Consider the following 25033-nt stretch of genomic DNA (forward strand, 5'->3'; position numbering starts at 1 on the left):
ACCTTCTTGGACCATGGCGTTGTGTCCACATTGAGTCCCTACCGGGCTTGGTGGACGGGTGATCGGAACGTCCTTTCGTGGGGCGCTCAAGCCGACTATCTGGAGTCACACTCAGCAGTGTGTCGCCCGCAGTTTAGCGAGCCGTAGAACATGTCTTTGGACGGTATCCGTCGACTGGGCAGCGAATATTCACAGCCTGGGCAGTGCCTCGGTGGCAAGGGGAGTGGCCGGACGGTCCTGCTGGTCTGCGTGACGCTTGTGGTTCTCCTCGGGGCCTGCTCCGGGGACGGGAATTCGCAGATGAAGCCGGACACGCCGAATAGTTCGACCGGGACGCCAGAGCCAGGACCGGATTCATCGGACATCGATGAAGATGTCGCCTCCAAAGCGCCTTCGGTGGCGGCTGATCTGCCCGATCCCCTCGAATACGCCACCAAGATGGGACGTTGCATGGAGGAGGACGGCTGGGACGTCAGCATTGAAGCAACGGGATACGAAGTGAAACTTCTGAAGGGGCAGGAGGAAGCTTACTTTGAATCCGCGGAGAAGTGCCGAGATCTGCACGGCTTTCCCTCGGAAGGACCCACGATCACCGAGGAGATGGCTGGCGACTTATACGACGAATTGCTCGAGGTGGCTGAGTGCGTGACTGGGCGCGGGATCGAGGTCGAGGACCCGCCCAGCAGGGCCACCTTCGTTGAAACCCTGATGGACCACCCATTGCCGATCTGGCACCCCTACGAAATCGCCTTCCAAGACACGCAACTGGATGAGGTCCAGCGCTGGTGTCCGGTAAGTATCGATTGGTGAGCGCGGGCGCTCTTCCCATGTCGAGCCTGAGTTTGATCACCGTGGGCTGAATCCCTGGTCGACGGGGCTGTGACCCCCGACCATCGCCCACGGATCAAGGCCACGCGGGGACAGATAGCCGCCGATCCCGACGAGCAGCACAAAGAAGAAGGCACCCGGCGGCCCGAGACGCAGGGCGTGGGCCAGGAAGGTCGCGACGGCCGCCAGCGCGTCGGCGGCCGCACCTCCCAGCGCAACCCGCGGAAGGGGGTGGTCGCGGCCACGGCCAGGTGCTCGGCGCCTCGGACCGCGCGTCGACGGGCTCCGCGGACCGCGCGGCGGGAGAAGCTCACGCCCGCCCACCGAGGGCGGGGCCGGACCCGGGTGCCATCAGGACATCAGCGCGGGGGCATCCGGAGGGCGCCGTCGAGGCGGATGACCTCGCCGTTGAGCAGCGGGTTGTCGACGATGTGGGTGACCAGCGCGGCATACTCCTCCGGCTTGCCGAGGCGGGCCGGGTGCGGCACCAGGGCCTCGAGGGAGGCGCGGACGTCGTCGCCGAGGCCGGCCATCATCGGGGTCTCGAAGATGCCCGGTGCGATCGTCATCACGCGGATCCCCTTGTCGGCCAGGTCGCGCGCGGCGGTGATGGTCAGCCCGACGATGCCGCCCTTGGACGAGGCATAGGCCGCCTGCCCGATCTGGCCGTCATAGGCCGCCACGGAGGCGGTCATCAGCACCACGCCACGGTCGCCGTCGACGGGCTCGTTGGCCGCCATCGCCTCGGCGGTCAGGCGCAGCACGTTGAAGGTGCCGATTAGGTTGATCTCGATGACGGCGCGATAGGTCTCCAGGTCCAGGGTCCCCTTGCGGGACAGGATGCGGCCCGGCGTGGCGATGCCGGCGCAGTTGACGACGATCCGCAGGGTGCCCAGCTCGGCGGCGGTCGCCACGGCCGCGCGGATGGCCTCCTCGTCCCGCACGTCAGCTGGGGCGAAGCGCACGCGCTCGCCGAGCTCGGCCGCGAGGTCCTCACCGCGTCCACCGGGCAGGTCGACGAGCACGACGCTCGCCCCCTCCTCGAACAGCCGACGGGCGGTGGCCTCGCCGAGGCCGCTCGCGCCTCCGGTGATCAGTGCGACGGTGTCCTGGGTGATCTGCACGGTGGGCCTTTCAGAGTCGGTGACGGGGGAGTATGCCGGGTGGTCGGGTCAGGGGTGAGCTGGGCTCAGCGCAGCAGCTGGCGGGAGATGACCAGACGCTGGATCTGGTTGGTGCCCTCGAAGATCTGGGTGACCTTGGCCTCGCGCATGAAGCGCTCGACCGGGAAGTCCTTGGTGTAGCCGTAGCCGCCGAGCACCTGCACGGCGTCGGTGGTGACCTTCATCGCCGCGTCCGTTGCGACCAGCTTGGCGATGGAGGCCTCCTGGCTGTGCGGGAGGCCGGCGTCCTTCAGACGGGCTGCGTGCAGATAGGTGCTCCGAGCGGTGCCGACGGCTGCGGCCATGTCAGCCAGCAGGAAGGCCAGACCCTGGTTGTCGGCGATGGGTCGGCCGAACTGCTCGCGCTCCTTGGCATAGGACACCGCCTCGTCCAGCGCTCGTTGGGCCAGCCCGGTGGCGGCCGCTGCGATGCCCAGCCGTCCCGCCTCGAGCGCGGCCAGGGCGATCGACATGCCCTGGCCGGGCTCGCCGATGAGGCGGTCGTCGGGGACGAAGACCTTGTCGAAGAGCACCTCGCCGACGGTGTCGGAGTCCAGGCCCATCTTGCGCTCGGGCTCGGCGAAGGTCAGACCCTCGGCGTCGGCCGGGACGATGAAGCAGCTCAGGCCGCGGCCGCCGTCGTCGGAGGTGCGGACAAAGGTGGTGTAGTAGTCGGCGTGCCCGGCGTGGCTGATCCACGCCTTGCCGCCGGTGATCTCATAACCCCCGTCGACCCTGGTGGCGCGGGTGCGGATCGCCGCGACGTCGGAGCCGGCGTGCGGCTCGGAGAGGCAGTAGGCACCGAGCTGCTCGCCCGACAGCATCTGCGTCAACAGGGTCTCGTGCTGCTCCGGCGTGCCGAAGGTGGACACCGGGAAGGCGGTGAGGCTGTGGACCGAGACCCCGACCGCGACCGACATCCACGCGTGCGCGATCTCCTCGACCACCTGCAGATAGACCTCGTAGGGCTGACCCCCGCCGCCCAGCTCCTCGGCATACGGCAGGGAGAGCAGGCCGGCCTGTCCGAGCAGGGTGAAGACCTCACGGGGGAGGCGGGCGGCAGCCTCGGCCTCGTCCACGGCCGGCAGCAGCTGCTCCCGGGCGATCTCCCTGACCAGAGCGATGAGCTCGTGGGATTCCTCTGTCGGCAGCAGGCGCGTCACTGGCATGGCGCGCACTTTACCGCCAGGGATAGTGAGCCGTGCGCGCGCCGCAGATGCGACGCTATAGTGCCTGATATGCCGCAGTTGAGGATTAGTGAGGCCGCGTCGCTCCTCGGCGTCAGCGACGACACGGTGCGCCGCTGGGCCGATCAGGGGCGATTGCCGGTGGAGCGCTCGGAGACCGGTCGGATGCACGTCGAGGGCAAGGACCTGGCTGCGCTCGCCCAGGAGTTGGCGACTGACCAGGAGTCCGGTCTCCACAGCTCGGCGCGCAACCAGTTGCGGGGGATCGTCACCAAGGTCACCAGAGACACCGTGATGGCCCAGGTCGAGTTGCAGTGCGGGCCGTTCCGGGTGGTGTCGCTGATGAGTGCCGAGGCGGTCGACGAGCTCGGCCTCGAGCCCGGTGTGGTCTCCGTCGCCTCCATCAAGGCGACCCAGGTCGTCGTCGCCATCCCGGCCGAGCGCTGAGAGCCTCCATGTCCTCCCGCAGGCAACCGCCCACTCGCCGCCAGCCATCCGTCGGATGCCAACCGTCCGCCGGCCGCAGCCTGCCCGTCGTCGCGAGTCTCGTCATACTCCTGGGTGCCCTGAGCGGCTGCGGGGGTGCTGAGGGCGTCGATGGCCCCGACGTCATGGTGTTCGCGGCCGCGTCGCTGACCGACGTCTTCACCGAGCTGGGGGAGCAGTTCGAGGACGAGCACCCCGGGACGACGGTGGGGTTCAACTTCGCGGGCAGCTCGGGGCTGGCCCAGCAGATCGTCGAGGGGGCGCCCGCGGATGTGTTCGCGGCGGCCTCGCCGGCGGCGATGGCGCAGGTGACCGAGGAGGGGCGGGGCAGTGGTGCCCCGATCACCTTCAGCCGCAACCGGCTGATGATCGCTGCCCCAGCCGGCAACCCGGCCGGGGTGACCGGGCTCGAGGACCTCGCCGATGAGGACCTCACGATCGCGCTGTGCGCGCAGGAGGTGCCCTGCGGGGCGGCCTCGGTCCAGGTCTTCGAAGCGGCGGGACTCACGCCCGCGCCCGACACCTATGAGCAGGACGTCCGGGCGGTGCTGACAAAGGTTGAGCTCGGCGAGGTCGACGCCGCACTGGTCTATCGCACCGACGTCCTGGCGGCAGGGGAGGCGGTGGAGGGCATCGACCTCCCCGAGCCGCAGGAGGGCGTCAACGACTACCCGATCGCGCTGCTGAGCGGCGCGTTCAACCCCGACGGGGCCCAGCAGTTCATCGACTTCGTCCTCAGCGACACCGGACGAGCGACCCTGGCAGAGGCCGGCTTTGACCTCCCCTGAGGTGGCCGTGGCCCGCGCCGGCCGGGGCAGCGGCATCCCGCCCGTGCTGCTGATCCCGGCCACTCTCGGACTGCTCTTCCTCCAGCTTCCCCTCGTGGGACTCCTGGTCCGCGCGCCCTGGACCGACCTGGGCGAGCACCTCTCCGACCCCGCCGTGCTGGAGGCGCTGCGGCTGTCGCTGGTCTCGGCTCTCCTGGCGACCCTGGTCTGCCTGGTGCTGGGCGTACCGCTCGCCTGGGTGCTGGCCCGTGCGGAGTTCCCGGGGCTGCGGCTGGTCCGCGCCCTGATCACCCTCCCGCTCGTGCTGCCACCCGTCGTCGGGGGCGTCGCCCTGCTCCTGCTCCTCGGGCGCCGTGGCCTGATTGGGCAGCACCTCTATGACTGGTTCGGCGTCAGCCTGCCGTTCACGACCGCGGCGGTCGTGATCGCCGAGGCGTTCGTGGCGATGCCCTTCCTGGTGATCGCCGTGGAGGGTGCGCTGCGTGGTGCGGACCGGCGCTATGAGGACGCGGCCGCCACGCTCGGAGCCGGGCGCTGGCTGATTTTCCGCCGGGTCACCCTGCCGCTGGTCGCCCCCGGCATCTCAGCCGGCGCTGTCCTGTGCTTTGCCCGCGCCCTCGGGGAGTTTGGGGCGACCATCACCTTCGCCGGCAACTTCCCGGGCGTCACCCGGACGATGCCCCTGGCGGTCTATCTGGCCCTGGAGTCCGATCCCGAGTCCGCCATCGTGCTGGCCCTGGTGCTGCTGCTGGTCTCGGTCATCGTGCTGGTGGCTTTGCGAGGCCGCTGGGTCAGCGGGGTGACCTCATGACCGGAACGCCCGACCCGCACGCGACAGACCGGTCCCACGACCCCCGCGAGACCGGCCTCGGCGGTGGCCTCACGGCATACCTGCCCATCAGCCGCGGCCGGTTCCGGCTGGAGGCACAGCTGGACGTCCCGCCCGGACAGGTGGTCGCCCTGATCGGACCAAACGGCGCGGGCAAGTCCACCGTGCTCCACGCACTCGCCGGGCTGTTGCGGCTGCGGGACGGTGTGATCGCGCTGGATGGGCGGCTGCTCGATGAGCCGGCGTCGGGCACATTCGTGCCACCACAACGACGGGATGTGGGTGTGGTCTTCCAGGACTACCTGCTGTTTCCGCATCTGAGCGCGCTGGAGAACGTCGCCTTCGGTCCCCGTGCGCGCGGCCTGGCCCGCGGCCCCGCCCGGGAGGAGGCGCGCACCTGGTTGGAGCGGGTCGGGTTGGCCAGCCACGCCGGATCCCGCCCCGCCCAACTCTCCGGTGGCCAGGCCCAACGGGTGGCGCTGGCGCGGGCGCTGGCGACCCGTCCGCAACTCGTCCTCCTCGACGAACCGCTGGCCGCGCTGGACGCCGGGACCCGGCTGGAGGTGCGCTCGGACCTGGCCCGACACCTGCGGGAGTTCGGGGGCAGCGCGGTGATGGTCACCCACGACCCGTTGGACGCGATGGTCGTGGCCGACCGCATCGTCGTGCTCGAGAACGGGCAGATCGTGCAGGACGATGCCCCTGCGGAGGTGGCCCGCGCACCGCGCACGGAGTATGTCGCGCGCCTGGTCGGTCTGAACCTGCACCGTGGGCAGGGGGACGGTGCCACGGTGCGCCTCGATGCCGGTGGTGTCCTGCACGTCGCGGACGCCGCAGCCGGGCCTGTGCTCGTTGCCTTCCCGCCGACCTCGGTCACCGTGCACCGCCACCAGCCCGAGGGCTCGGCGCGCAATGTGTGGCGGGGCACGATCGCCGGTCTGGAGCAGCACGCCCACACGATCCGGGTCCAGGTCGCGGCGCCGGAGCACCCGCCGGTGCTGGCCGATGTGACCCCCGCAGCGGTCGCCGAGCTTGAGCTCGCCGTCGGCGCCGACGTGTGGGTGTCGTTCAAGGCCACCGACACGCACGTGTATCCGGGCGCCACCCACTGACCGGGCGCATGATGGTGCGCTCTAATCCCTGCGGTGTTTGGGGTGCCGTCACGGGTCCTGGTGGGTGCGCCCTGTCGGCTGGACCGGACCGAGGTCTGGCCGCTTGGGCGGCAGGTTGTCGCCCGAGGACCGGCCACGCAGGCGGCGGCCGACCCAGGGAGCGGCATACTCCTTGGCCCAGACCGCGTTCTCCCGCAGCGCCTCGATGCGGCCCGGTCGCGGTTGCGGGGGCAGGGGGATCCGCCAGTTCGCCTCAGCGGCCGTGTGGCCCAGAGTTTCGTAGGCGGCCAGAGCGACCCGGCGGTGCCCCTCGGCACTCATGTGGATCCGGTCCGGCTCCCACATGCGCCAGTCCTTGAGGAAGGTCAGGGACCACTGGTTGAGCAGGTAGGCGCCCTGGCGGTCGGCGATCGACCACAGGTGGGCCAGGTAGACGGCGACCTTGGGACGGGTGCGTTCCACGACCGGTGCCCCGGCGGGGTCAGTCGGTGTCGCCATGAGCACGTCGGCGCCCGTCGCCCGGATGCGGGCGACAGCATCCTCGAGCTCGGCCGCGAGGGCGTCGGGATCGGCCCCCGGCCGCAGGATGTCGTTGCCGCCGCCGATGATGCTGACCAGATCTGGCTCCAGCTCCAGCCCGAGGTCGACCTGGCGGCCGGCGATGTCGTCCAGTCGGCGTCCGCGGACTGCCAGGTTGCCGTAGGCGAAGTCCGGCGAGTGCGCGGACAGGAGTGCGGCGAGGCGGTCGGCCCAGCCGCCGAGCGCCCCGTCCGGGCCGGGGTCACCCAAGCCCTCGGTCATGGAGTCACCCAGGGCCACATAACGGCTCCAGGGATGGGCCTCGGGGCGGATGCTGCCGGTGCGGGTCGTGCCGGTCATGGCTGTGTGGTGACCTCTCTGCAAGCGGTGGGTGGAGCGGACTGTATGCGCGGTGGGCTCACGGCCTGGAGGTCAGGGCAGACTCCAGTCGACCGGCTCCCCGCCCTGCGCGATGAGGAGGTCGTTGGCGCGACTGAAGGGCCGGGATCCGAAGAAGCCGCCGCGGGCGGACAGCGGTGAGGGGTGCGCGCTCTGGATCGTGGGGACGTCCCCCAGGGCGGGGGCCAGTGATCTGGCGTCGCGCCCCCACAGGATCGCCACCAGCGGACCACCGCGCCCCGCGAGGGCAGCGATCGCCAGGTCGGTGAGCTGCTCCCATCCCTTGCCGCGGTGGCTGGCCGGGGTGTGGGGACGCACGGTCAGCACCCGGTTCAGCAGCAGCACGCCGTGCTCGGCCCAGGAAGTGAGATCGCCGGAGCTGGGGGTCGGCATACTTAGATCCGTGGCCAGCTCTGCATAGATGTTCTGCAGGCTGCGCGGCACCGGTCGCACGTCGGGTGCCACCGAGAAGGACAGACCGACGGCGTGTCCGGGCGTGGGATAGGGGTCCTGCCCGACGATGAGGACCTTCACCCGGTCGAGGGGTTGCTCGAAGACCCGCAGGATGTGCGGGCCCGCCGGCAGATAACCCCGGCCGGCGACCACCTCGGCGCGCAGGAATGCTCCGAGCTCGCGGACGGTGTCGGTGGCCGGCGCCAAGGCGCGCGACCATGAGGGGTGCACGAGGTCGGCCAGCGAGGCGGTGGGCAGTTGGCTCACGACGACAGGGTATGCCGGGTGGCGGCGACCGCGTCAGCGTCCCAGGTGGGCAGTTCGACCGGCCCGTCGTAATGACAAGGGTGTCATTCACGTCGTAGAGTGTCGGTCAAGGAGTCGGGTGGGCCGCCCGACGAACGTCGAGGGACAGAAGGATCACATGGGTGCCGCATCGCGGATCGAGGGAGCTGAGCGCTCCGCGGGACTGACCGAGCGCGAGCGCGCGATCATCGACTTCGAGCGGCAGTGGTGGAAGTATGCCGGGGCCAAGGAGCAGGCGATCAAGGACCTGTTTGACTTGAGTGCGACGCGCTATTACCAGCTCCTCAATGAGCTGATCGACACCCAGGATGCGTTGGAGCACGACCCGATGCTGGTCAAGCGGCTGCGCCGGATGCGTGCGCAACGGCAGAAGTCGCGCTCGGCGCGCCGCCTCGGAGTGCAGATCTGAGACCCGCTCCCGCCGCTGCCGCCGGGCTGCTTCACTCTCCGTCGGTGTGAACTCGGCTCAGATCCTGAGGCTCGTCACCGCGTGAGACATGAACCGGCCCGGAAGTCCACTGGACTTCCGGGCCGGTTCTCGTCTGCCGGTTGCGCCGGCTGAGTTCCTGCGGTGGCGCGGAACTGAGCTCGTGCGTCGCTGCGGTCAGCGGCGGCTGCGGGTGCTGCGGCCGGGAGTGACCGGGGCGCGCAGCGTGAGGCGGTTCTCGACCTCGAGCTCGCGGTCACGCTCGGCGTGCAGGGCGCGGGCGAGGTCAACGTCCAACGGATAGCACATGATGCATCTCCTCTCAGAAGGTCCGGGTCGGGTCGGGTGAGGTGGTGGGTCGGAAAGTGGGGGGCTCGGTCGGGGCGTCTGCGGACCGGGTCGTCTGCTCAGCCGGAAGGTGCCCGACGGTGATGTCGCCGGAGACCGAGCGCAGCCGCAGCTCGACGAAGGGCGCACCCTCAGCCGGCTTGCCCAGCGAGGCCAGGGCGGACCTGACGTCACCGGTGACGGTGTGGATGTCGGTCCAGGCCGGCAGGCCGGATGCGACGCCGACCTCGACATCGCCAGAGGCGGTGCGTGCCTGGACCCGCCCGACCTCCAGCCGGTCGAGGCGGATGTCCCCGCTGGCCGTGGTGATCTCGGCGCCGCTGCCGGCGCTCTCCACGCGGATGTCGCCGGAGCCGGACTTGGCGTTGAGCTGTCCACTCACCCCGCCGATGAGGACGTCTCCGCTGCCGGTGACCGAGTGCACGTCACCGGCAGCGTGCCCGATGCGGATGCAGCCGGAGCCGCTGCGCACCGACGCGTCACCGCCGATGGTGCTGACCTGCAGGTCGCCCGATCCGGCCGTCACCTCCAGGGGGCCGGTGCCCTCCAGGACGGTGTCGCCCGAGCCAGAGCGGAGGTCGCACGGGCCCAGCAGGCCGCGGGCGGTCAGCTCCGCTGAGCCGAGCTTGGTGCTCAGCCCACTTCCTGTGGGGGTGCTGATGCGCACCCGCAACAGGCTGCTGCCAAAACTGAAGCTGAAGCCGTGCCGGGATCGTGGCCCGGTGATGGAGATGGTGTTGCCGTGCTGCTCGACGGTCGTCTCCTCGGCCCCCTTGCCGGTGACGGTGACCAGCGTGCGGCCGTTGGTCTCGCCGGCGGTGATCTCGACGTCGCCGGAGCCGATCTCGACGGCCAGGTCGGGGGGATTCGCTGTCTCAAAGGTGTGGTCCATGGTGCTGCTCTCCTCGTGGTCTTCGGCGGGTGGTCTGCGCCGGGATCGGGCGACTGGGTGCTGGTGCTCAGGACCAGCCGGTCATCCGGCGGCCCGGCCCGCTCGGGGGCCGGGGGGCACCGGGCGGGGCGGGTGGATAGTCGAAACGGACGCCGTGGGTGCGCAGGTTGATGCGCAGGCCCGACGTGGTGGCATCGCGGACGGCATCCACAAGCCAGCTGTTGAGGGACTGGCCGAGCTCGGCGGCCAGTTCCTCGGCTCGGGTCTTCAGCCCCTCGGGGAGGCGCAGGGTGATCCGGATCTGGTCGCCGCTCTCGTCGATCGGCTCGCGGTCAGCATCCTGGGGATAGCTCTCCTGAGGCTCCTCGTGGGAGCTGACCCCGTCGAGGACGAACTCCACGGCCCGGCCCCGCAGCCGGGTCTCGACGCTCCCGGACGGGAGCTCGGTGGTGATCTCGGCGGCCGCATCCGTCAGGGCCTCGAGCAGGACCAGGCGGATGGCGGGATCCACCGCCGACAGCACGCGCTGGGCCGCGGCAGAGATCTCGGGTCCGCCCAGCTCGGTGGCGGCGGCGACCTCGCCGCGCAGTCTCTCGACGTATGTGGTGAGTTCCATGACGCCAACTATGACACCACAATGGTGTCATGTCAACACCGAAATGACGTCATAGTGATTGCATCGCGACGTCATCTTGTGTCACAAGTGGCGTCGTATGCGTGTCACCTGGGCCGATGTGCTTCAGTCCCGTGTGCCGTGCCGCACAGGTGCTTGGGATGCAGGCCCGCCTCGCCTACCGTGAAGGCATGACTGTGGGCACGTTCCGAGAGATCGCGCCCGGAACCTACGCGCGTCGCTCCTCCGAGCTCGACCTCAACTGCGGTCTGGTCGTCGGCTCAGAGCGCGCCCTGGTCATCGACACCCGCAGCACGACGGCGCGCGGTGAGGAGCTCGCCGCCGCAGTGCGGGCGATCACCCCGGTGGAGCAGGTCGTGGTCAACACCCACGCGCACTACGACCACTGCTTCGGCAACGCCGCCTTCCGCGACTCGCAGATCTATGGTCATGTGGGGGCGGCCGAGAGCCTGCAACGGACCGCCGAGCACCAGCGCAGCCAGGTCGTGGAGCACCTGCGCCGGACCGAGCGGCCAGAGCTTGCCCAGACCTATCTGGACACCGAGGTGGTCCTGCCCTTCTATCTCGTCGAGGATGAGGTCACCCCGATCAACCTGGGCGACCGCACGGCATACCTGATCTTTGGCGGTCGCGGCCACACCGACCACGACCTGGTCGTGGCCGTCCCCGATGTGTCCGCCGTGTTCTGGGCTGACCTCGTCGAGCAGGGCGCCGACCCGGCCATGGACGACTCGTTCCCGCTGGAGTGGGCGGCGACGCTGGCGGACCTGCTGCGCCACCCGCACATCGAGGGTGCTCGGCTCCACGTGCCCGGCCACGGAGCCGTCGTCGACCTCGCCTTTGTGGAGCGCCAGCAGGAGACGCTGGCCGCCCTGGCCCATGAGCTGCGCGCCGCGCTCGCCACCGGGGTGCAGGACGTCGACGGACTGGTGGCCAAGACTCGTGGCCTCGGGCTGCAGGACGCCACGCTGCGCGACGCCGCAGTCCGCACCCTGGAGACCCGATCTCGCACGATCGACCCGAACGCAGCACGATAGGGGCAGGCACCCGTCCGACCCGCCCCCAGGAGGAGTTCCATGACCTACCAGGATCTCGTTGCCAACAGCCTGAGTGACCCCGAGACGTTCTGGGGCGAGGCGGCCAAGGACCTCACCTGGATCCATCAGCCCAAGACCGTCCTGGCCGATCGTGCGCCGTTCTACGACTGGTTTCCCGACGGTGTGCTCAATGTCTGCTACAACGCCCTGGACCGGCACGTCATCGACGGGCGGGCGGATCAGACGGCCCTCATCTACGACAGCCCGGTGACCGGGAGCCAGCGGCGCTACACCTACGCCGAGCTGCTCGACCAGGTCGCCCGGTTCGCCGGGGTGCTGCGCCACCTCGGTGTCGAGAAGGGCGACCGGGTCGTGATCTATCTGCCGATGATCCCCGAGGCGGTCATCTCGATGCTGGCCTGCGCCCGCATCGGCGCCGTGCACTCGGTCGTCTTTGGCGGCTTCGCCCCGGCCGAGCTGGCCGTCCGCATCGAGGACGCCGAGCCCAAGGTCGTGGTGTCGGCTTCCTGCGGCATCGAGCCGACCCGGGTCGTGGAGTACAAGCCAATGCTCGACGAGGCGATCCGTCGCTCCAGCCACAAGCCGGAGCACACCGTGATCGTCCAGCGCGAGCAGTCGCCGGCGGACCTGGGGGAGCGGGACCTGGACTGGAAGCTGCTCATGAAGCCGGACGCGGTGGCCACCGCCGAGTGCGTCGCCGTGCAGTCCACCGATCCGCTCTATGTCCTCTACACCTCCGGCACGACCGGTCGGCCCAAGGGGATCGTGCGCGACAGTGGTGGCTACGCCGTCGCCCTCCGCTGGTCGATGACCAACCTGTATGGCGTCCAGCCGGGGGAGACCTGGTTCTGCGGCTCCGACGTGGGCTGGGTGGTCGGTCACTCCTACATCGTCTACGCCCCGCTGCTGACCGGTGCCACCACCGTGCTCTACGAGGGCAAGCCGGTGGGCACCCCGGACGCCGGTGCCTACTGGCGCCTCATCCAGGAGCACGGAGCCGTCGCGGCCTTCTCGGCACCGACCGCGATCCGGGCCATCAAGAAGATGGACCCGGACGCCGCGCTCCTGGCCGACTACGACCTCTCCAGCCTGCGCACCCTGTTCCTGGCCGGGGAACGCCTCGACCCCGACACCTGGCAGTGGGCCACCGACGCCCTCGGCGTCCCGGTGATCGACAACTGGTGGCAGACCGAGACCGGGTGGCCCATCACGATCAACCCCGTCGGCATCGAGGCGCTGCCGATCAAGCCCGGGTCCTCCGGGCCGGCGACCGTCGGCTATGACGTGCAGGTGCTGGACCCGAGCGGGGTCCCGGTCGAGGCGGGGGTCGAGGGCGCGATCTGCCTCAAGCAGCCCCTGCCGCCGGGCACCCTGCCCACCCTCTGGCGCGACGACCAGCGTTATGTCGACTCCTACCTGTCGGCCTTCCCCGGCTACTACCTCTCCGGGGACGGCGGCTACGTCGACGACGACGGCTATGTCTTCATCATGGGCCGCACCGACGACGTGCTCAACGTGGCGGGGCACCGGTTGTCGACCGGCTCGATCGAGGAGGCGCTGGCCGGTCACCCGTCGGTCGCCGAGTGCGCCGTGATCGGTGTCCGGGACGCCTTGAAGGGTCAGGTCCCCCGAGCGCTCGTCGTGCTCAAGGCGGGGGTGGAACCCGACGAGCAAGCTGGCGAGGAGCTTCGCCGGGACCTGGTCCAGCGGGTCCGTGCCGAGGTCGGTGCCGTCGCGGCTCTGAACCGGGTGGACATCGTCGAGGCGCTGCCCAAGACCCGCTCGGGCAAGATCCTGCGCAAGACGATGCGCCAGATCGCTGACGGCGATGAGGCCCTGGTGCCGTCCACGATCGAGGACGTCTCCGTCCTTGACGGGCTGCGCGGCGTCCTGGAGGGTGGCGCCTGACGGGGTGGACGCACCGGCCCGGAGGTCAATTTTTGTGCTCAGGGAGCCCCCGATATTTGCACTCGCACCCTGAGAGTGCTAATCATGGACTTAGCACTCGACCCATGAGAGTGACAATGACCGACCGAGCGAGGGTCGGCCGCGCTGGCGCGACGTGAGCCCGGTGTGGTCGGTCCGTCCGTCGCGGGCGTGAGGCCGGTCTCCAACCCGTTTAGCCTGTGGGAGGAACCACCCGAATGGCCAAGATCATTGCATTTGATGAGGAGGCTCGTCGCGGACTCGAGAAGGGTATGAACACCCTTGCCGACGCCGTGCGCGTGACTCTCGGTCCGAAGGGCCGCAACGTCGTCCTGGAGAAGAAGTGGGGCGCCCCCACCATCACCAACGATGGTGTGAGCATCGCCAAGGAGATCGAGCTCGAGGACCCCTACGAGAAGATCGGCGCTGAGCTGGTCAAGGAGGTCGCCAAGAAGACCGACGACGTCGCCGGTGACGGCACGACGACGGCGACCGTTCTGGCCCAGGCCATGGTCCGCGAGGGCCTGCGCAACGTCGCGGCCGGAGCCAACCCGATGGCCCTCAAGCGTGGCATCGAGCAGGCCGTGGAGGCCGTCTCCGCCAAGCTGCTGGAGATGGCGACCGAGGTCGACACCAAGGAGCAGATCGCGCAGTCCGCGTCGATCTCCGCGGCCGACAGCGAGATCGGCGAGATGATCGCCGAGGCCATGGACAAGGTCGGCAACGAGGGTGTCATCACCGTCGAGGAGTCGAACACCTTCGGGCTCGAGCTCGAGCTCACCGAGGGCATGCGCTTCGACAAGGGCTACATCTCGCCCTACTTCGTCACGGACACCGAGCGCATGGAGACGGTGCTCGAGGACCCCTACATCCTCGTGCTCAACTCCAAGATCAGCGCGATCAAGGACATGCTGCCCATCCTCGAGAAGGTCATGCAGTCCGGCAAGCCGCTGATGATCATCGCCGAGGACGTCGAGGGCGAGGCCCTGGCCACCCTGGTCGTCAACAAGATCAAGGGCAACTTCAAGTCCGTCGCCGTCAAGGCCCCGGGCTTTGGTGACCGCCGCAAGGCCATGCTGGCCGACATCGCCATCCTCACCGGTGGCCAGGTCATCTCCGAGGAGGTCGGCCTGTCCCTGGAGACTGCCGAGCTCGACCTGCTGGGCACCGCCCGCAAGGTCGTGGTCTCCAAGGACGAGACCACGATCGTCGAGGGCGCCGGCGAGGCCGACGCCATTGCCGGTCGGGTCAGCCAGATCCGTGCCGAGATCGAGAACTCGGACAGCGACTACGACCGCGAGAAGCTGCAGGAGCGCCTGGCCAAGTTGGCCGGCGGTGTTGCGGTCATCAAGGCCGGTGCCGCGACCGAGGTCGAGCTCAAGGAGCGCAAGCACCGCATCGAGGACGCTGTCCGCAATGCGAAGGCTGCCGTCGAGGAGGGCATCGTCGCCGGCGGTGGTGTCGCCCTCATCCAGGCGTCCAGCGCGTTCGACCAGCTCTCCCTCGAGGGCGACGAGGCCACGGGCGCCAACATCGTGCGCGTCGCCATCGAGGCTCCGCTGAAGCAGATCGCCATCAATGGCGGTCTCGAGGGTGGCGTCGTGGCTGAGAAGGTGCGCAACCTGCCCCCGGGTCACGGCCTCAACGCCGCGACCGGCGAGTATGGCGACATGCTGGGCTTCGGCGTGGCCGACCCGGTGAAGGTGACCCGTTCTGCGCTGCAGAACGCCGCCTCGATCGCCGCGCTCTTCCTCACCACCGAGGCAGTCATCGCCGACAAGCCGGAGCCCGCCGCGGCGATGCCCGGTGGCGACGGTGGCATGGGCGACATGGGTGGCATGGGCTTCTGACCCACCACCACTGAGTTCCCGCGTTCCTCGCGGTCAACCAGCAGCGGGGCGGTCTCCTTCGGGAGGCCGCCCCGTTGTGCTGTGCCGACGGGTGTCACCTGCAGTGTCACCCACCACGACTGCAGTGTTACCCGCCGCGACTGCAGTGTCACCCGCCGCGACCGTCCTTGACAGAACGGTCGGGAATAGCCGACCATACTGTTATGGCCGACCAAACCGGATATCCCGACCATGCTGACGGGGGTCGGCGACCGCAGCGTGCGGTGCCCGACTACGACCTGCCCGACGCGTTGACCCTGGAGGAGCCTCAGCAGTACCGCGCGCTCTTCGAGGACACCCGCCAGGCGATCATCACGCTGCTCAGCGAACGGGCTGCGACCGTGTCGGAGCTCGCGCAGGTGCTGGATCGACCCAAGGGGACTGTCGGGCACCACGTCCAGGTCCTGGCGAGTGCCGGCCTGGTCCACGTCGTGCGGACCGAGAAGGTGCGGGCACTCGAGGCGAAATACTGGGGTCGCACCGCGCGGGTCTTCTACTACCAGACGCTCGAGGCCGGCACGGCTCAGCGCTTGCTGGAGCGCTCCGCCGCCGAGGTGGGCCGGGTCGAGGCGAGCGGACAGGGCGAGAAGATCGTGATGGACGTCAACCGCCGTGACGTGCGGGTGCCCGCCGAGCGTGCCCGCGAGTTCCGGGACCGGTTGGCGGACCTGCTCCTGGAGTTTGCGGACGAGCCGAGGGCGGGAGACACCACCTACGCCATGGTGTTCGGCATCTTCCCCAGCTCGCTGGACGTCCTGCCTGAGCGCGCGGGCGAGGGATCATGAGCCGGACCACGTCCCGCACCCGACCGGCACCTCTGGGTGCCAACTACTGGAAGCTGTTCACCGCCTCGACGATGACCAATCTAGGGGACGGGCTGATGTCGGTCGCCGTGGTCTGGTTGGCCTCCTCGATCACCCGTGACCCGTTGCTGATCGCGTTGATCGGTCTCGCCTCCCGGGTGCCCTGGTTGCTCTTCTCCCTGCCAGCCGGCGTCATCACCGACCGTTATGACCGTCGACTGCTGGTCGGATGGATGGATGCCCTCCGGGTGCTGGTCATCGGTGGCTTCGCCGTGCTGGTGCTCCTCAACCAGGAGGGTCTGCCGACCCCGGAGCAGCTCGCCGCCGGCACGGCGCCGGCCCCGGACAACAGCGGCCTCCTGCTCGCCGCGCTCTGCCTGGTCGCACTGCTCCTCGGGTCTGCGGAGGTGGTCCGGGACAACGCGGCCCAGACCCTGATGGCCTCCATCGTGGACAAGCCCCAGCTCGAGCGGGCCAACGGGCGACTGTGGGGTGCCGAGACGGCGATGAACAACTTTGTCGGACCGCCGTTGGGTGGTGTCATCGTGGCGCTCGCCCTTGCGCTCCCGTTCTTCCTCAACGCCGGCCTGCTGGCTGCCGGGGCCGCACTGATCTTTGCGCTGAGCGGGTCGTTTCGGCCCAAGGGGCAGAGCACCAGCGGCAAGATCCAGTGGCGTGCCGAGATGGGCGAGGGCTTCCGGTGGTTGTGGGACAACCATCTGCTGCGCACGCTCGCGATCATCCTGGGGGCGATGAACATGCTCTCGGCCCTGGCGTTCATCATCATGGTGCTCTTCGTGCAGGAGATCCTGGGGCTCTATGAGGGGTGGCAGTTTGGACTGGTTATCACGGGCACGGCCGTGGGCGCCGTGGCCGGGTCACTGGTGGCGGACAAGATCTCGGCGCGGCTGAGCCCGGGCACCTCCCTGTTTGCCAGTATCACGGGGATGGGCCTGACGATGGTGGTCATCGGCCTGACCTCCTCCGCTCCCGTGGTCTGGGTGATGGGGGTGATCAGTGGTCTGTTCGTGGTGCTCTGGAATGTCATCACCGTCTCGTTGCGGCAGCGGATCATCCCCGATCACCTGCTCGGTCGGGTCAACTCGGTCTATCGCTTCTTCGGCTGGGGCACGATCTCGATCGGCACCCTGCTCGGTGGAGTGCTCGTGTCCGTCGGTGAACCCTTCCTGGGGCGCGAGTGGGCCCTGCGGATGCCCTTCCTCGTCACCGGCGTGGCCACCCTGCTGCTCCTGATCGTGGCTCTGCCTCGGCTCAACACCGCCAAGATCCTTGCGGCGCAGGCGGCTGCAGAGGTCGATCAGGCGGCGGTGGACGTTGAGCAGGGCACGACGCAGGTCGAGCAAGGCACGACGCAGGTCGAGCAAGGCACTGCGGACAGCGAGGCCCCCCGCCAGGACTGAGCGCAGCGGTGACCGGCTCGGGACCGGACTCGTCGGGGTGCGTTGGTGGGGCGACCTCCTCAGCCGCCCCACCGACGCTCCGGGCCCTTACTGGGCGGTGAAGCGCATGCGGTTGGTCTGCTCCACCAGGTCGTAGTCATCGCCAGCGGTCTTGAGCGCCACCGAGATCTGCTGCAGGGACGCGCGCACCTGCTCCTGGGTGGCGCTCCACTGCTGGGTGATGCTGGTGAAGTTGCCCGCGGCGGCGCCGCGCCAGCAGTCCTGCAGCCCGTTGAGGCGGGCCATCATCGCGCGCACGTCCCCCTCGATCTGGGCGGAGATCCGCTGAATGTCTCCGGAGGCAGCAGCGATGCGGGCCGTGTCGACCGCAAAGGTTGTGCTCATGGTCCATCCCTTCGTCGGGCGGCCCGACCCCTGCGGTCAAGCCGTTTCCCGAGAAGGTAGGACGAAACGGATACCGCGCGCTGAAGTTGTCCACAACGCCCTGACCCGCACCGGTCGATGTGCCGGATACGCTCGGCAGGGTGACCGTCACCCGCTCGCTGCTCCTGTTTGCCCTGGCTGCCCTGCTCGAGATCGGCGGTGCCTGGTTGGTCTGGCAGGGGATCCGTGAGCACAAGGGCCTGCTGTGGGTCGGGATCGGGGTAATCAGTCTCGGTCTCTACGGCGTCGTCGCCACGCTCCAACCGGACGCCAACTTCGGACGGATCCTCGCGGCATACGGCGGCATCTTCGTGACGGGATCCTTGGCGTGGGGGATGGTCGTCGACGGGTTCCGCCCGGACCGCTATGACGTGATCGGGGCCCTCGTCTGCCTCGTCGGGGTCGCTGTGATCATGTATGCGCCTCGGGGGTGAGCTGAATGATCCTCATTGACCCACCGACTTGGCCGGCGCACGGCCGGCTGTGGTCGCACGTGATCAGTGATACCTCCCTGGTGGAGCTGCATGCTTTTGCGCGGGAGGTAGGACTGCCGGCACGCTCCTTCGAGGGTGACCACTATGACGTTCCGGACGAGCGGCATGCCGACCTGGTGCGTGCCGGTGCGGTCCCTGTCGGCAACCGCGAGCTCGCGCGGGTGCTGCAGGCCAGCGGTCTGCGTTTCCGCAAGCGCAAGGGGGAGCGCCCGCTGGGTCGCTTCGTCGATGGGCTGTCGGCGGTCGGGGGACCGCACGTGCTCGACGTCGTCGGCTCCCCCCACGAGCCCGTCTCCACCGCCGGCGCGTCCGTGGTGCTGATTGCTGCGCCTCGGGACTGGATGGTGCTGGTGCGCAGCGTGGGCCGCGAGGGATGGGCCCCGCCTGGTGGCAAGCGGGACGCGGGGGAGACGCCGCGAGGTGCTGCCGTCCGCGAGGTGGCCGAGGAGACGGGTTTGAGGCTCGATCCGGGACGGTTGCGCCCCGTGGGCTATGAGCGGATCACCATTGCCGCGGGGCTGCATCGAGGTGCGTGGGGGCCAGGTGACAACCACATCGCCGTCTTCGGGACCCGGGTGCCAGATCGGATGCCGGTGGCCCCTCAGTCCGGTGACGTCCTGGCTGCCGAGTGGGTCGACCACCGGACCCTGCTGGCGCGCTGTGCCACCGAGCTGTGGTGGCCTCTGGTGGAGCGCTTCCTCGCGACCGGGTGATCCAGGACCTTGGGGCTCACGTGGCCAGTGGGAACTGGCGGGGACGCTCTCGGCCAATTGTGAACCAAAAATTGGGGGGACATGAAGATTCGATGAACTTTTCTTGAAGAAACCCTTGTGACTTGGGTAACAGTTAGGCCAAACTCAGGGCGAGCCCTTACGTGACTAGGGCCTTACCCTGAGGGGAGATCACTGTGTTATCTATGCCAGCGGTGGTTGGACTGCTCACGCTCGTGGGCGTCGCTATCGCGTTCTTCTGCTTCACTTCACTGCCCACGCGCCGTCGTCGGACGGCCGTGAGCGTCATCGCCGTGGGGGCCATGATCGCCGTCCCCGCGGCGGCCGCAGCGCCGCAACCTGCCGCGCCGAACCCCACCCTGGCGGTGGCCGAGGACTTCGCTCCGATGGCCACCGACGAGGATCCTGCCTTCGAGCTGATCGAGAGCGACCTGGAGTTCATCCTCGCCCAGATCGAGATCTCCGAGGCGCACGCCTACGCGCAGATCACTAGTGACACGGGCTACTCCCTGCTGTGCCCGACCAAGACTGACACGAGTGGCAAGTGCGTGCGGGACCCCATGCTGCCGCACGGTCTGCGGACCGTGGACGGCTCCTTCAACAACCTGGAGTTCAACACCGACTGGGGCAGGTCCAACCAGCTCATGCCCCGGCTCGTGCCGATCCACTGGCGGCAGGCGGGAGAGGCCGCGGCGCCCCCGGCGCCGCCCAACCCACCCGGTGCGACAGCAGTCTGTGAGGGCACCAACACGTGCTATGAGCAGACCTCCGGATTCGTCTACGACGCGGAGGCTCGCACGATCAGCAACCTGATCGTGGACAACTCGACCGCCAACCCCACGGTCCTGGATGCTGCCGCGGACAACCCCGACGCGGAGATCGACCCCGACACCGGTGAGCTCTACCTGCCCAACACCACCGCCGATGAGGGTCTGTCCGCCCCGGTCAACATGTGGTTCGTCTTCTTCGGTCAGTTCTTTGACCACGGCCTGGACCAGGTCAACAAGGGTGGCAACGGCACGATCATCGTGCCGATGGCCGAGGACGACCCGCTCTGGGCGACCACTCCTGCGGAGTTGCGTTTCATGGCGCTCACCCGGGCGACCAACCTGGCCGGCCCGGATGAGAGCATCGGCACGGCTGACGACGTGCGCGAGCACGCCAACCGGACCACGCCGTGGGTTGACCAGAACCAGACCTACACCTCGCACCCGTCCCACCAGGTCTTCCTCCGTGAGTACGCTGGCGGAGCGGAGGGCAACCTGCACGCGACCGGCCGCCTCCTCAACGGTGACGACCAGGATGGTGACGGGGTCCGCGACGGCCTGGCCACCTGGGACGACATCAAGGAGCAGGCACGCACCGAACTCGGCATCGAGCTGGTGGACGAGGACGTGCTCGCGGTGCCCCAGGTGGTTGTCGACTACTACGGCAACTTCGTGCCGGGTGACAACGGCTACCCGCAGCTCATGACCGACACCGGCGTGGTGGAGGGCAACCCGGCCGCTCCGGTGTCTACTGCCGACGCGCTCAGGGCCGACCAGGCCTTCCTGGACGACATCGCTAATGGTGCCGTCCCGAAGCCGGGCACCGACCCGGACCTGCCCGGCTACGACAACGTCCTGCTCGGCGAGCACTTCATCACCGGAGACGGGCGCGGCAACGAGAATATCGGTCTGACCGCCGTGCACCACGTCTTCCACGCCGAGCACAACCGGCTCTATGACCACGCGGAGGAGATCCTCAACCGTCCCGGCAACGAGGACCTCAAGGCTGCCTTTGAGACCAGTGGTGAGGTAGACGACTGGAGCTACGAGGAGCGCCTCTTCCAGGTCGCGCGATTCGCCAACGAGATGCAGTACCAGCACCTGGTGTTCGAGGAGTTCGCCCGCACGGTGCAGCCACAGATCGATGCTGTCGTGTTCAACGAGAACGCCTACGACAGCACGATCAACGCCTCGATCCGCGCCGAGTTCGCCCACGTGGTCTACCGCTTCGGGCACTCGATGCTCACCGAGGACATCCACCGTGAGGGCTTTGGTGCCGAATCGGCGCTCCTACTCGACGGATTCCTCAACCCTGTCGCCTTCCACTGCCGGGTCCAACCGGACATCAACAACGAGTGTGCCCCGGGCGATCTGATGTCCTCCGAGGAAGCGGCTGGTGCCATCGTCAACGGCACGACCAACCAGGCTGCCAACCAGATCGACGAACTGGTGACCAGCACGCTGCGCAACAGCCTGCTCGGGCTGCCGCTCGACCTGGCCACGATCAACATCATCCGTGGCCGGGACACCGGCATGCCCACGCTGCAGCAGGCGCGCCGCACCTTCTACGCCGAGACCGGCAACCCCAACCTGCAGCCCTACACGGACTGGGAGGACTTCGGACTGGCCCTGCGCAATGGCAACAACTTCGGGCGTGGCGACAGCACCAGCTCCCTGGTCAACTTCGTGGCCGCCTACGGCACACACCCGAGCATCGAGGCACAGACCTCGACGATCGGGCGTCGGCAGGCGGCTGAGGTCCTGGTCAACGGCGTCGCGACGACTGACATCGTGGACCGGATCTCGGGGACCAACAGGTATGAGACGGCTGCCCAGATCAGCCGTTCCCACTACCTCACGGCACCGGTGGTCTATGTCTCCAACTCCACCAGCCCGATCGACGCTCTCGCGTCGGGACCTGCTGCGGCAGCGGAGAATGCTCCACTCCTTTTCGTGGCGCAGAACTCCATCCCGGCGGCGACGGCACTGGAACTGTTCCGGCTCAAGCCGGAGCGGATCGTGGTGCTGGGCGGCAGTTCGGTGATCTCGGACCAGGTGGCTAACTCGCTCGAGACCTACACGACCACGAACACGGTCGACCGGGTCTCTGGCTCCAGCCGCTATGCCACGGCTGCAGCCGTCAGCCAGGCAGCCTTCCCGACTGCCGACGCCGTCTACATCGCCAGCGGAGTCTCGTTCACCGATGCTCTCGCCGGTGGAGCGGCGGCGGCTGCCGAGGGTGCCCCAATGCTGCTGGTCAGCGACACGGGTGTTCCTGGGGCGACCGGCGCGGAGTTGGCGCGACTCACGCCGAGCAAGATCGTGTTGCTCGGTGGCGAGGGAGTCATCTCCCCGACCGTGGCCGCGGCGCTGTCCGGCTATCTGGAGCCGGGCGGCGAGATCGTCCGCTTGTCCGGGGCGAACCGCTACGAGACGGCCGTGAACATCAGTCAGTCGTTCGCCACGGTCGGCGGCAACGCCTACCTGGCCACCGGGCAGGACTTCCCGGACGCCCTGGCGGCCGCTCCGATCGCCGGGCTGCAGGGCGCACCGATCCTGCTCATGCCCCGCTCGGACGCACTGCCGGCCGTGACGGGTGCCGAGCTGGTGCGTCTGGAGCCGAACCGGGTTGTCATCCTGGGTGGCACGGGTGTGATCACCGCGATCCAGGAAGCCCTCGTGGAGGCGCTGTTCCCGGACGCGGTGCCACCGGGCGACCGCGAGGACTTCATGACCAGTCAGGGTGCCTGGGCCAACGCGTCTGGTGGCATCGCGACGACTGGTCTGGAGGAGGTCGACTTCTGGACCGGTGGCCTCGCCGAGGCGCTGGACCCCTTCGGCGGCATGCTCGGCAGCACGTTTAACCACGTGTTCGAGCAGCAGTTGGAGGACCTCCAGTTCGGTGACCGCTTCTACTACCTGTTCCGCAACCAGGGCAACCAACTGTTTGGGGCACTCGAGGCCAACTCATTCTCGTCGCTGATCCAGCGCAACACGAACGCGTCGTTGCTGCCGGGTGACATCTTCTCCAAGCACGACCCCTACCTGGACCTCGAAAACCTTCCGAGTCCGTTGCCTGCGGGCCTGCGGCAGGTCGGCAGCATGTGGCTCTGGGACGGTGACGAGCACATCGAGATCCATGGTCACCGAGCGCTGGATGACAACATCCAGGGCGGCCAGGGCGATGACTCCATCTGGGGTTATGGCGGCAACGACCGGATCCGAGGAGGCTCGGGCAATGACACCATCGTCGGCGGCCCCGGCCACGACATCATCACCGACTCCTTCGGTGACGACAACATCAAGGGCGCTCAGGGCAACGACGCCATTGATGGTGGGCCCGGAGTCGACCTGCTGCTTGGTGGCTCGGGCAATGACTTCGTGACCAAGACGAGCGATAATGCCAATGGCGCATCGGGCTTCCTCGGGACCGGAAACGACATCTTCCTTGGTGGAACCGGCCGGGACAACCCGTTCGGCAATGAGGGTGACGACTGGCTAGAGGGCGGACCCCACGCGGACCTGCTGATGGGTGACAACGGTCAGCAGTTCCAGAACGACGTCAACGGCGGTGACGACATCCTGATCGGTGGTCCAGGGTCTGATGACATGGACGCCGAGGGCGGTGACGACATCATGGTCGGCGGCGTCGGCGGCACGGACCGCTACCACGGCATGTTCGGGTTCGACTACGTCACCTACGACGGCGCGAGCCAGGGTGTCGACGCCGACCTGAACTTCAACCTGCTCCAGCCTCCGGACGTCACCGCGATCCGGGACCGGTTCCTGCAGGTGGAGTCGCTTTCCGGTGGTGCGGGCGACGACGTCATCCGAGGTCTGGGAGTCTCACCGGACGACCTGGCCGCCGACGACGTCAACCTGATGACCGAGGACGGTCTGGACCTGATCGATGGGCTGGAGGAGCTGCTGCGGCCACCAGCCGCCGAGCAGGACTATGCCCTGAGGTTCCTGGTCGACAACCCGTTGCGCCAGGACACCGACGGAGTCAGCACGCTGCTCTTCGGCGGTGCCGGGAGTGACGTGATGGAGGGTCGTTTCGGTGACGACTACATCGACGGCGATGCGGCCATCCGTGTCCAGCTGGAGTACAACGGCGTCCGCTATAACAGCGCCAGCCAGCTCAAGGCGGGTGTCTTCAACGGAACCATCGATCCTGGCCAGATCACCATGCACCGCGAGATTGTGGTCGACGCGGGGGCCGAAAGCGCCACCGACACGGCGATCTACCAGGACCCGTTCCTCAATGAGGCAGGTGAGCCCAACTACACCATCAAGCACCTCCACGACAACTACTACGAGGTCGTGCACATCGGTGGTGCGGAGTTCGAGGAGAGCGAGGGACAGGACATCATCAACAACATCGAGGTTGTCCAGTTCGGCGGCGGAGGGTGCTTCATCCTCAGCCCCGACACGGAGAACCTCGAGGCCTGCCCGTCCCTGGGCCACATCACCTTCGAAGGGCAGATCAACCCGCCCACGGAGGATGAGGAGATCATCGCCACGGTCGTCTTCGAGGACGAGGACAACAACCCCACGGTCGCGAACCCGACCGCGATCAGGTTCAACTGGCAGGCCGGCGAGGTCGGCGAGGCGTGGGACCCGGCTTCCTCGGGCGACTCGCTGCCGGACGAGCCGAACGGCCGGGTGGACACCTTCATCCCGGGTGACGGCGAGGCCGGTGCCATTCTGCGGGTGGTGGTCACCTTCGAGGATGACAACGGTGTGCTCAGGCAGATCGCCTCTGAGGTGGTCGGTGGGCCGACCAACCAGGCAGTCGTCAACATCAACGACGACCCCTCCGGCCTGGTGATCAACAACCTCGACCCCGTCGTCGGTTCGGCCCTGGTGCCGAGCGGCTTCCACGACGACGACGGGCTGGAGGAGTCGGTCGAGGGCGGCATGACGTATGAGTGGCACACGTCGAGCGACAGCTTCGCCACCTACGACGTCGTCGCCACCAGGGTCACCCCGGAGACCTTCCTCCTCGGCTACACGGTGCAGGCCGCCGACGCGGGGAAGCAGATCCGAGTCCAGGTGTCCTACACCGACGACCAGGGTACGGATGAGACGCTGATCTCGCCTCCGACCAACCCGGTCGGCTTGGGACTGTAGCGCCAAGGTCCCGTGAT

At 68.4% G+C, this 25033-nt stretch carries 22 protein-coding genes; 14 read left to right on the forward strand and 8 right to left on the reverse strand.

Annotation, left to right across the window (positions count from 1 at the left end):
* Positions 1–300 precede the first annotated feature (300 nt).
* Complete coding sequence (locus tag FNH13_RS04395; RefSeq protein WP_143782350.1) at positions 301–810, forward strand: hypothetical protein; 510 nt, start codon at positions 301–303, stop codon at positions 808–810.
* 377 nt (positions 811–1187) lie between these two features.
* Here the strand turns inward: FNH13_RS04395 and FNH13_RS04400 are convergent, their stop codons facing one another.
* Both FNH13_RS04400 and FNH13_RS04405 read right to left on the reverse strand, forming a co-directional pair.
* Positions 1188–1952, reverse strand: coding sequence for an SDR family NAD(P)-dependent oxidoreductase (locus FNH13_RS04400; RefSeq protein WP_143782351.1), 765 nt, complete (start codon positions 1950–1952; stop codon positions 1188–1190).
* 65 nt (positions 1953–2017) lie between these two features.
* Complete coding sequence (locus tag FNH13_RS04405; RefSeq protein WP_143782352.1) at positions 2018–3160, reverse strand: acyl-CoA dehydrogenase family protein; 1143 nt, start codon at positions 3158–3160, stop codon at positions 2018–2020.
* A 69-nt stretch (positions 3161–3229) separates the two neighbouring features.
* On the opposite strand from FNH13_RS04405, the gene FNH13_RS04410 reads away from it, so the two are divergent.
* Genes FNH13_RS04410 through FNH13_RS04425 form a run of 4 tightly spaced genes read left to right on the forward strand, consistent with a single transcriptional unit; the run spans position 3230 to position 6393 of the window.
* Positions 3230–3625 carry a TOBE domain-containing protein gene (locus FNH13_RS04410; RefSeq protein WP_143782353.1) on the forward strand — a complete coding sequence of 132 codons (396 nt, stop codon included), beginning with the start codon at positions 3230–3232 and terminating at the stop codon, positions 3623–3625.
* 8 nt (positions 3626–3633) lie between these two features.
* Positions 3634–4452, forward strand: coding sequence for a molybdate ABC transporter substrate-binding protein (gene modA, locus FNH13_RS04415; RefSeq protein ID WP_143782354.1), 819 nt, complete (start codon positions 3634–3636; stop codon positions 4450–4452).
* Positions 4439–5263, forward strand: a complete 825-nt coding sequence (locus FNH13_RS04420; protein WP_143782355.1) for an ABC transporter permease — start codon at positions 4439–4441, stop codon at positions 5261–5263. Before modA ends, FNH13_RS04420 begins: the two co-directional genes overlap by 14 nt.
* Positions 5260–6393 carry an ABC transporter ATP-binding protein gene (locus FNH13_RS04425; protein WP_143782356.1) on the forward strand — a complete coding sequence of 378 codons (1134 nt, stop codon included), beginning with the start codon at positions 5260–5262 and terminating at the stop codon, positions 6391–6393. Before FNH13_RS04420 ends, FNH13_RS04425 begins: the two co-directional genes overlap by 4 nt.
* Positions 6394–6441: 48 nt before the next feature.
* Here the strand turns inward: FNH13_RS04425 and FNH13_RS04430 are convergent, their stop codons facing one another.
* Both FNH13_RS04430 and FNH13_RS04435 read right to left on the reverse strand, forming a co-directional pair.
* The gene (locus tag FNH13_RS04430; protein WP_143782357.1) at positions 6442–7272 is read right to left on the reverse strand and encodes an SGNH/GDSL hydrolase family protein; all 831 of its coding nucleotides are present in this window, start codon (positions 7270–7272) and stop codon (positions 6442–6444) included.
* Positions 7273–7344: 72 nt separating this feature from the next.
* Positions 7345–8022, reverse strand: coding sequence for a uracil-DNA glycosylase (locus tag FNH13_RS04435; protein ID WP_143784934.1), 678 nt, complete (start codon positions 8020–8022; stop codon positions 7345–7347).
* A 166-nt stretch (positions 8023–8188) separates the two neighbouring features.
* Here FNH13_RS04435 and FNH13_RS04440 point away from each other — a divergent pair, with 166 nt between their 5' ends.
* A complete protein-coding gene (locus FNH13_RS04440) occupies positions 8189–8479 on the forward strand; it encodes a DUF3263 domain-containing protein (protein ID WP_143784935.1) in 291 nt (96 codons plus the stop codon).
* Between the two features lie 195 nt (positions 8480–8674).
* Here the strand turns inward: FNH13_RS04440 and FNH13_RS19720 are convergent, their stop codons facing one another.
* The 3 genes from FNH13_RS19720 to FNH13_RS04450 all read right to left on the reverse strand — a co-directional run bounded on the left by FNH13_RS19720 (position 8675) and on the right by FNH13_RS04450 (position 10353).
* A complete protein-coding gene (locus FNH13_RS19720) occupies positions 8675–8806 on the reverse strand; it encodes a hypothetical protein (RefSeq protein ID WP_267873007.1) in 132 nt (43 codons plus the stop codon).
* A gap of 13 nt (positions 8807–8819) precedes the next feature.
* Positions 8820–9737 carry a DUF4097 family beta strand repeat-containing protein gene (locus FNH13_RS04445; RefSeq protein WP_143782358.1) on the reverse strand — a complete coding sequence of 306 codons (918 nt, stop codon included), beginning with the start codon at positions 9735–9737 and terminating at the stop codon, positions 8820–8822.
* A 67-nt stretch (positions 9738–9804) separates the two neighbouring features.
* On the reverse strand, positions 9805–10353 hold the full coding sequence (locus tag FNH13_RS04450) for a pilus assembly protein HicB (RefSeq protein WP_143782359.1): 549 nt from the start codon (positions 10351–10353) through the stop codon (positions 9805–9807).
* A 188-nt stretch (positions 10354–10541) separates the two neighbouring features.
* Between FNH13_RS04450 and FNH13_RS04455 the strand changes: the two genes are divergently transcribed.
* From FNH13_RS04455 to FNH13_RS04475, 5 genes are all read left to right on the forward strand, one after another.
* Positions 10542–11408: an MBL fold metallo-hydrolase gene (locus FNH13_RS04455; protein WP_165700019.1), complete on the forward strand. Its 867-nt coding sequence runs from the start codon at positions 10542–10544 to the stop codon at positions 11406–11408.
* Between the two features lie 39 nt (positions 11409–11447).
* Positions 11448–13337, forward strand: coding sequence for an acetate--CoA ligase (locus FNH13_RS04460; RefSeq protein ID WP_143782361.1), 1890 nt, complete (start codon positions 11448–11450; stop codon positions 13335–13337).
* A 236-nt stretch (positions 13338–13573) separates the two neighbouring features.
* Positions 13574–15205, forward strand: coding sequence for a chaperonin GroEL (groL, locus tag FNH13_RS04465; RefSeq protein ID WP_143782362.1), 1632 nt, complete (start codon positions 13574–13576; stop codon positions 15203–15205).
* Between the two features lie 203 nt (positions 15206–15408).
* Positions 15409–16029 (forward strand): ArsR/SmtB family transcription factor, encoded by a 621-nt coding sequence (locus tag FNH13_RS04470; protein ID WP_143782363.1) that lies wholly within the window; start codon positions 15409–15411, stop codon positions 16027–16029.
* Entirely contained in the window at positions 16026–17468 is a 1443-nt protein-coding gene (locus FNH13_RS04475) for an MFS transporter (RefSeq protein ID WP_143782364.1), read from the forward strand. The genes FNH13_RS04470 and FNH13_RS04475 overlap by 4 nt, the downstream gene beginning before the upstream one ends.
* Positions 17469–17555: 87 nt before the next feature.
* Here FNH13_RS04475 and FNH13_RS04480 read toward each other — a convergent pair whose 3' ends face one another.
* Positions 17556–17852, reverse strand: coding sequence for a WXG100 family type VII secretion target (locus tag FNH13_RS04480; protein WP_143782365.1), 297 nt, complete (start codon positions 17850–17852; stop codon positions 17556–17558).
* 140 nt (positions 17853–17992) lie between these two features.
* On the opposite strand from FNH13_RS04480, the gene FNH13_RS04485 reads away from it, so the two are divergent.
* The 3 genes from FNH13_RS04485 to FNH13_RS04495 all read left to right on the forward strand — a co-directional run bounded on the left by FNH13_RS04485 (position 17993) and on the right by FNH13_RS04495 (position 25016).
* Positions 17993–18325, forward strand: a complete 333-nt coding sequence (locus FNH13_RS04485; protein ID WP_143782366.1) for a YnfA family protein — start codon at positions 17993–17995, stop codon at positions 18323–18325.
* A 5-nt stretch (positions 18326–18330) separates the two neighbouring features.
* Positions 18331–19098, forward strand: coding sequence for a DUF4031 domain-containing protein (locus FNH13_RS19200; protein WP_143782367.1), 768 nt, complete (start codon positions 18331–18333; stop codon positions 19096–19098).
* A 203-nt stretch (positions 19099–19301) separates the two neighbouring features.
* The gene (locus FNH13_RS04495) at positions 19302–25016 is read left to right on the forward strand and encodes a peroxidase family protein (RefSeq protein WP_143782368.1); all 5715 of its coding nucleotides are present in this window, start codon (positions 19302–19304) and stop codon (positions 25014–25016) included.
* Positions 25017–25033 lie beyond the last annotated feature (17 nt).

The sequence above is a fragment of the Ornithinimicrobium ciconiae genome, from assembly GCF_007197575.1.
In the GTDB taxonomy this organism is placed as follows: domain Bacteria; phylum Actinomycetota; class Actinomycetes; order Actinomycetales; family Dermatophilaceae; genus Ornithinicoccus; species Ornithinicoccus ciconiae.

Bases quoted from the DNA above. Each gene is read 5' to 3' on its own strand.
- FNH13_RS04395 (WP_143782350.1), top strand. From the start codon at position 301: ATGAAGCCGGACACGCCGAATAGTTCGACCGGGACGCCAGAGCCAGGA.
- FNH13_RS04405 (WP_143782352.1), bottom strand. From the start codon at position 3,160: ATGCCAGTGACGCGCCTGCTGCCGACAGAGGAATCCCACGAGCTCATC.
- FNH13_RS04410 (WP_143782353.1), top strand. From the start codon at position 3,230: ATGCCGCAGTTGAGGATTAGTGAGGCCGCGTCGCTCCTCGGCGTCAGC.
- modA (WP_143782354.1), top strand. From the start codon at position 3,634: ATGTCCTCCCGCAGGCAACCGCCCACTCGCCGCCAGCCATCCGTCGGA.
- FNH13_RS04425 (WP_143782356.1), top strand. From the start codon at position 5,260: ATGACCGGAACGCCCGACCCGCACGCGACAGACCGGTCCCACGACCCC.
- FNH13_RS04430 (WP_143782357.1), bottom strand. From the start codon at position 7,272: ATGACCGGCACGACCCGCACCGGCAGCATCCGCCCCGAGGCCCATCCC.
- FNH13_RS04440 (WP_143784935.1), top strand. From the start codon at position 8,189: ATGGGTGCCGCATCGCGGATCGAGGGAGCTGAGCGCTCCGCGGGACTG.
- FNH13_RS19720 (WP_267873007.1), bottom strand. From the start codon at position 8,806: ATGTGCTATCCGTTGGACGTTGACCTCGCCCGCGCCCTGCACGCCGAG.
- FNH13_RS04445 (WP_143782358.1), bottom strand. From the start codon at position 9,737: ATGGACCACACCTTTGAGACAGCGAATCCCCCCGACCTGGCCGTCGAG.
- FNH13_RS04450 (WP_143782359.1), bottom strand. From the start codon at position 10,353: ATGGAACTCACCACATACGTCGAGAGACTGCGCGGCGAGGTCGCCGCC.
- FNH13_RS04455 (WP_165700019.1), top strand. From the start codon at position 10,542: ATGACTGTGGGCACGTTCCGAGAGATCGCGCCCGGAACCTACGCGCGT.
- FNH13_RS04460 (WP_143782361.1), top strand. From the start codon at position 11,448: ATGACCTACCAGGATCTCGTTGCCAACAGCCTGAGTGACCCCGAGACG.
- groL (WP_143782362.1), top strand. From the start codon at position 13,574: ATGGCCAAGATCATTGCATTTGATGAGGAGGCTCGTCGCGGACTCGAG.
- FNH13_RS04470 (WP_143782363.1), top strand. From the start codon at position 15,409: ATGGCCGACCAAACCGGATATCCCGACCATGCTGACGGGGGTCGGCGA.
- FNH13_RS04475 (WP_143782364.1), top strand. From the start codon at position 16,026: ATGAGCCGGACCACGTCCCGCACCCGACCGGCACCTCTGGGTGCCAAC.
- FNH13_RS04480 (WP_143782365.1), bottom strand. From the start codon at position 17,852: ATGAGCACAACCTTTGCGGTCGACACGGCCCGCATCGCTGCTGCCTCC.
- FNH13_RS19200 (WP_143782367.1), top strand. From the start codon at position 18,331: ATGATCCTCATTGACCCACCGACTTGGCCGGCGCACGGCCGGCTGTGG.
- FNH13_RS04495 (WP_143782368.1), top strand. From the start codon at position 19,302: ATGCCAGCGGTGGTTGGACTGCTCACGCTCGTGGGCGTCGCTATCGCG.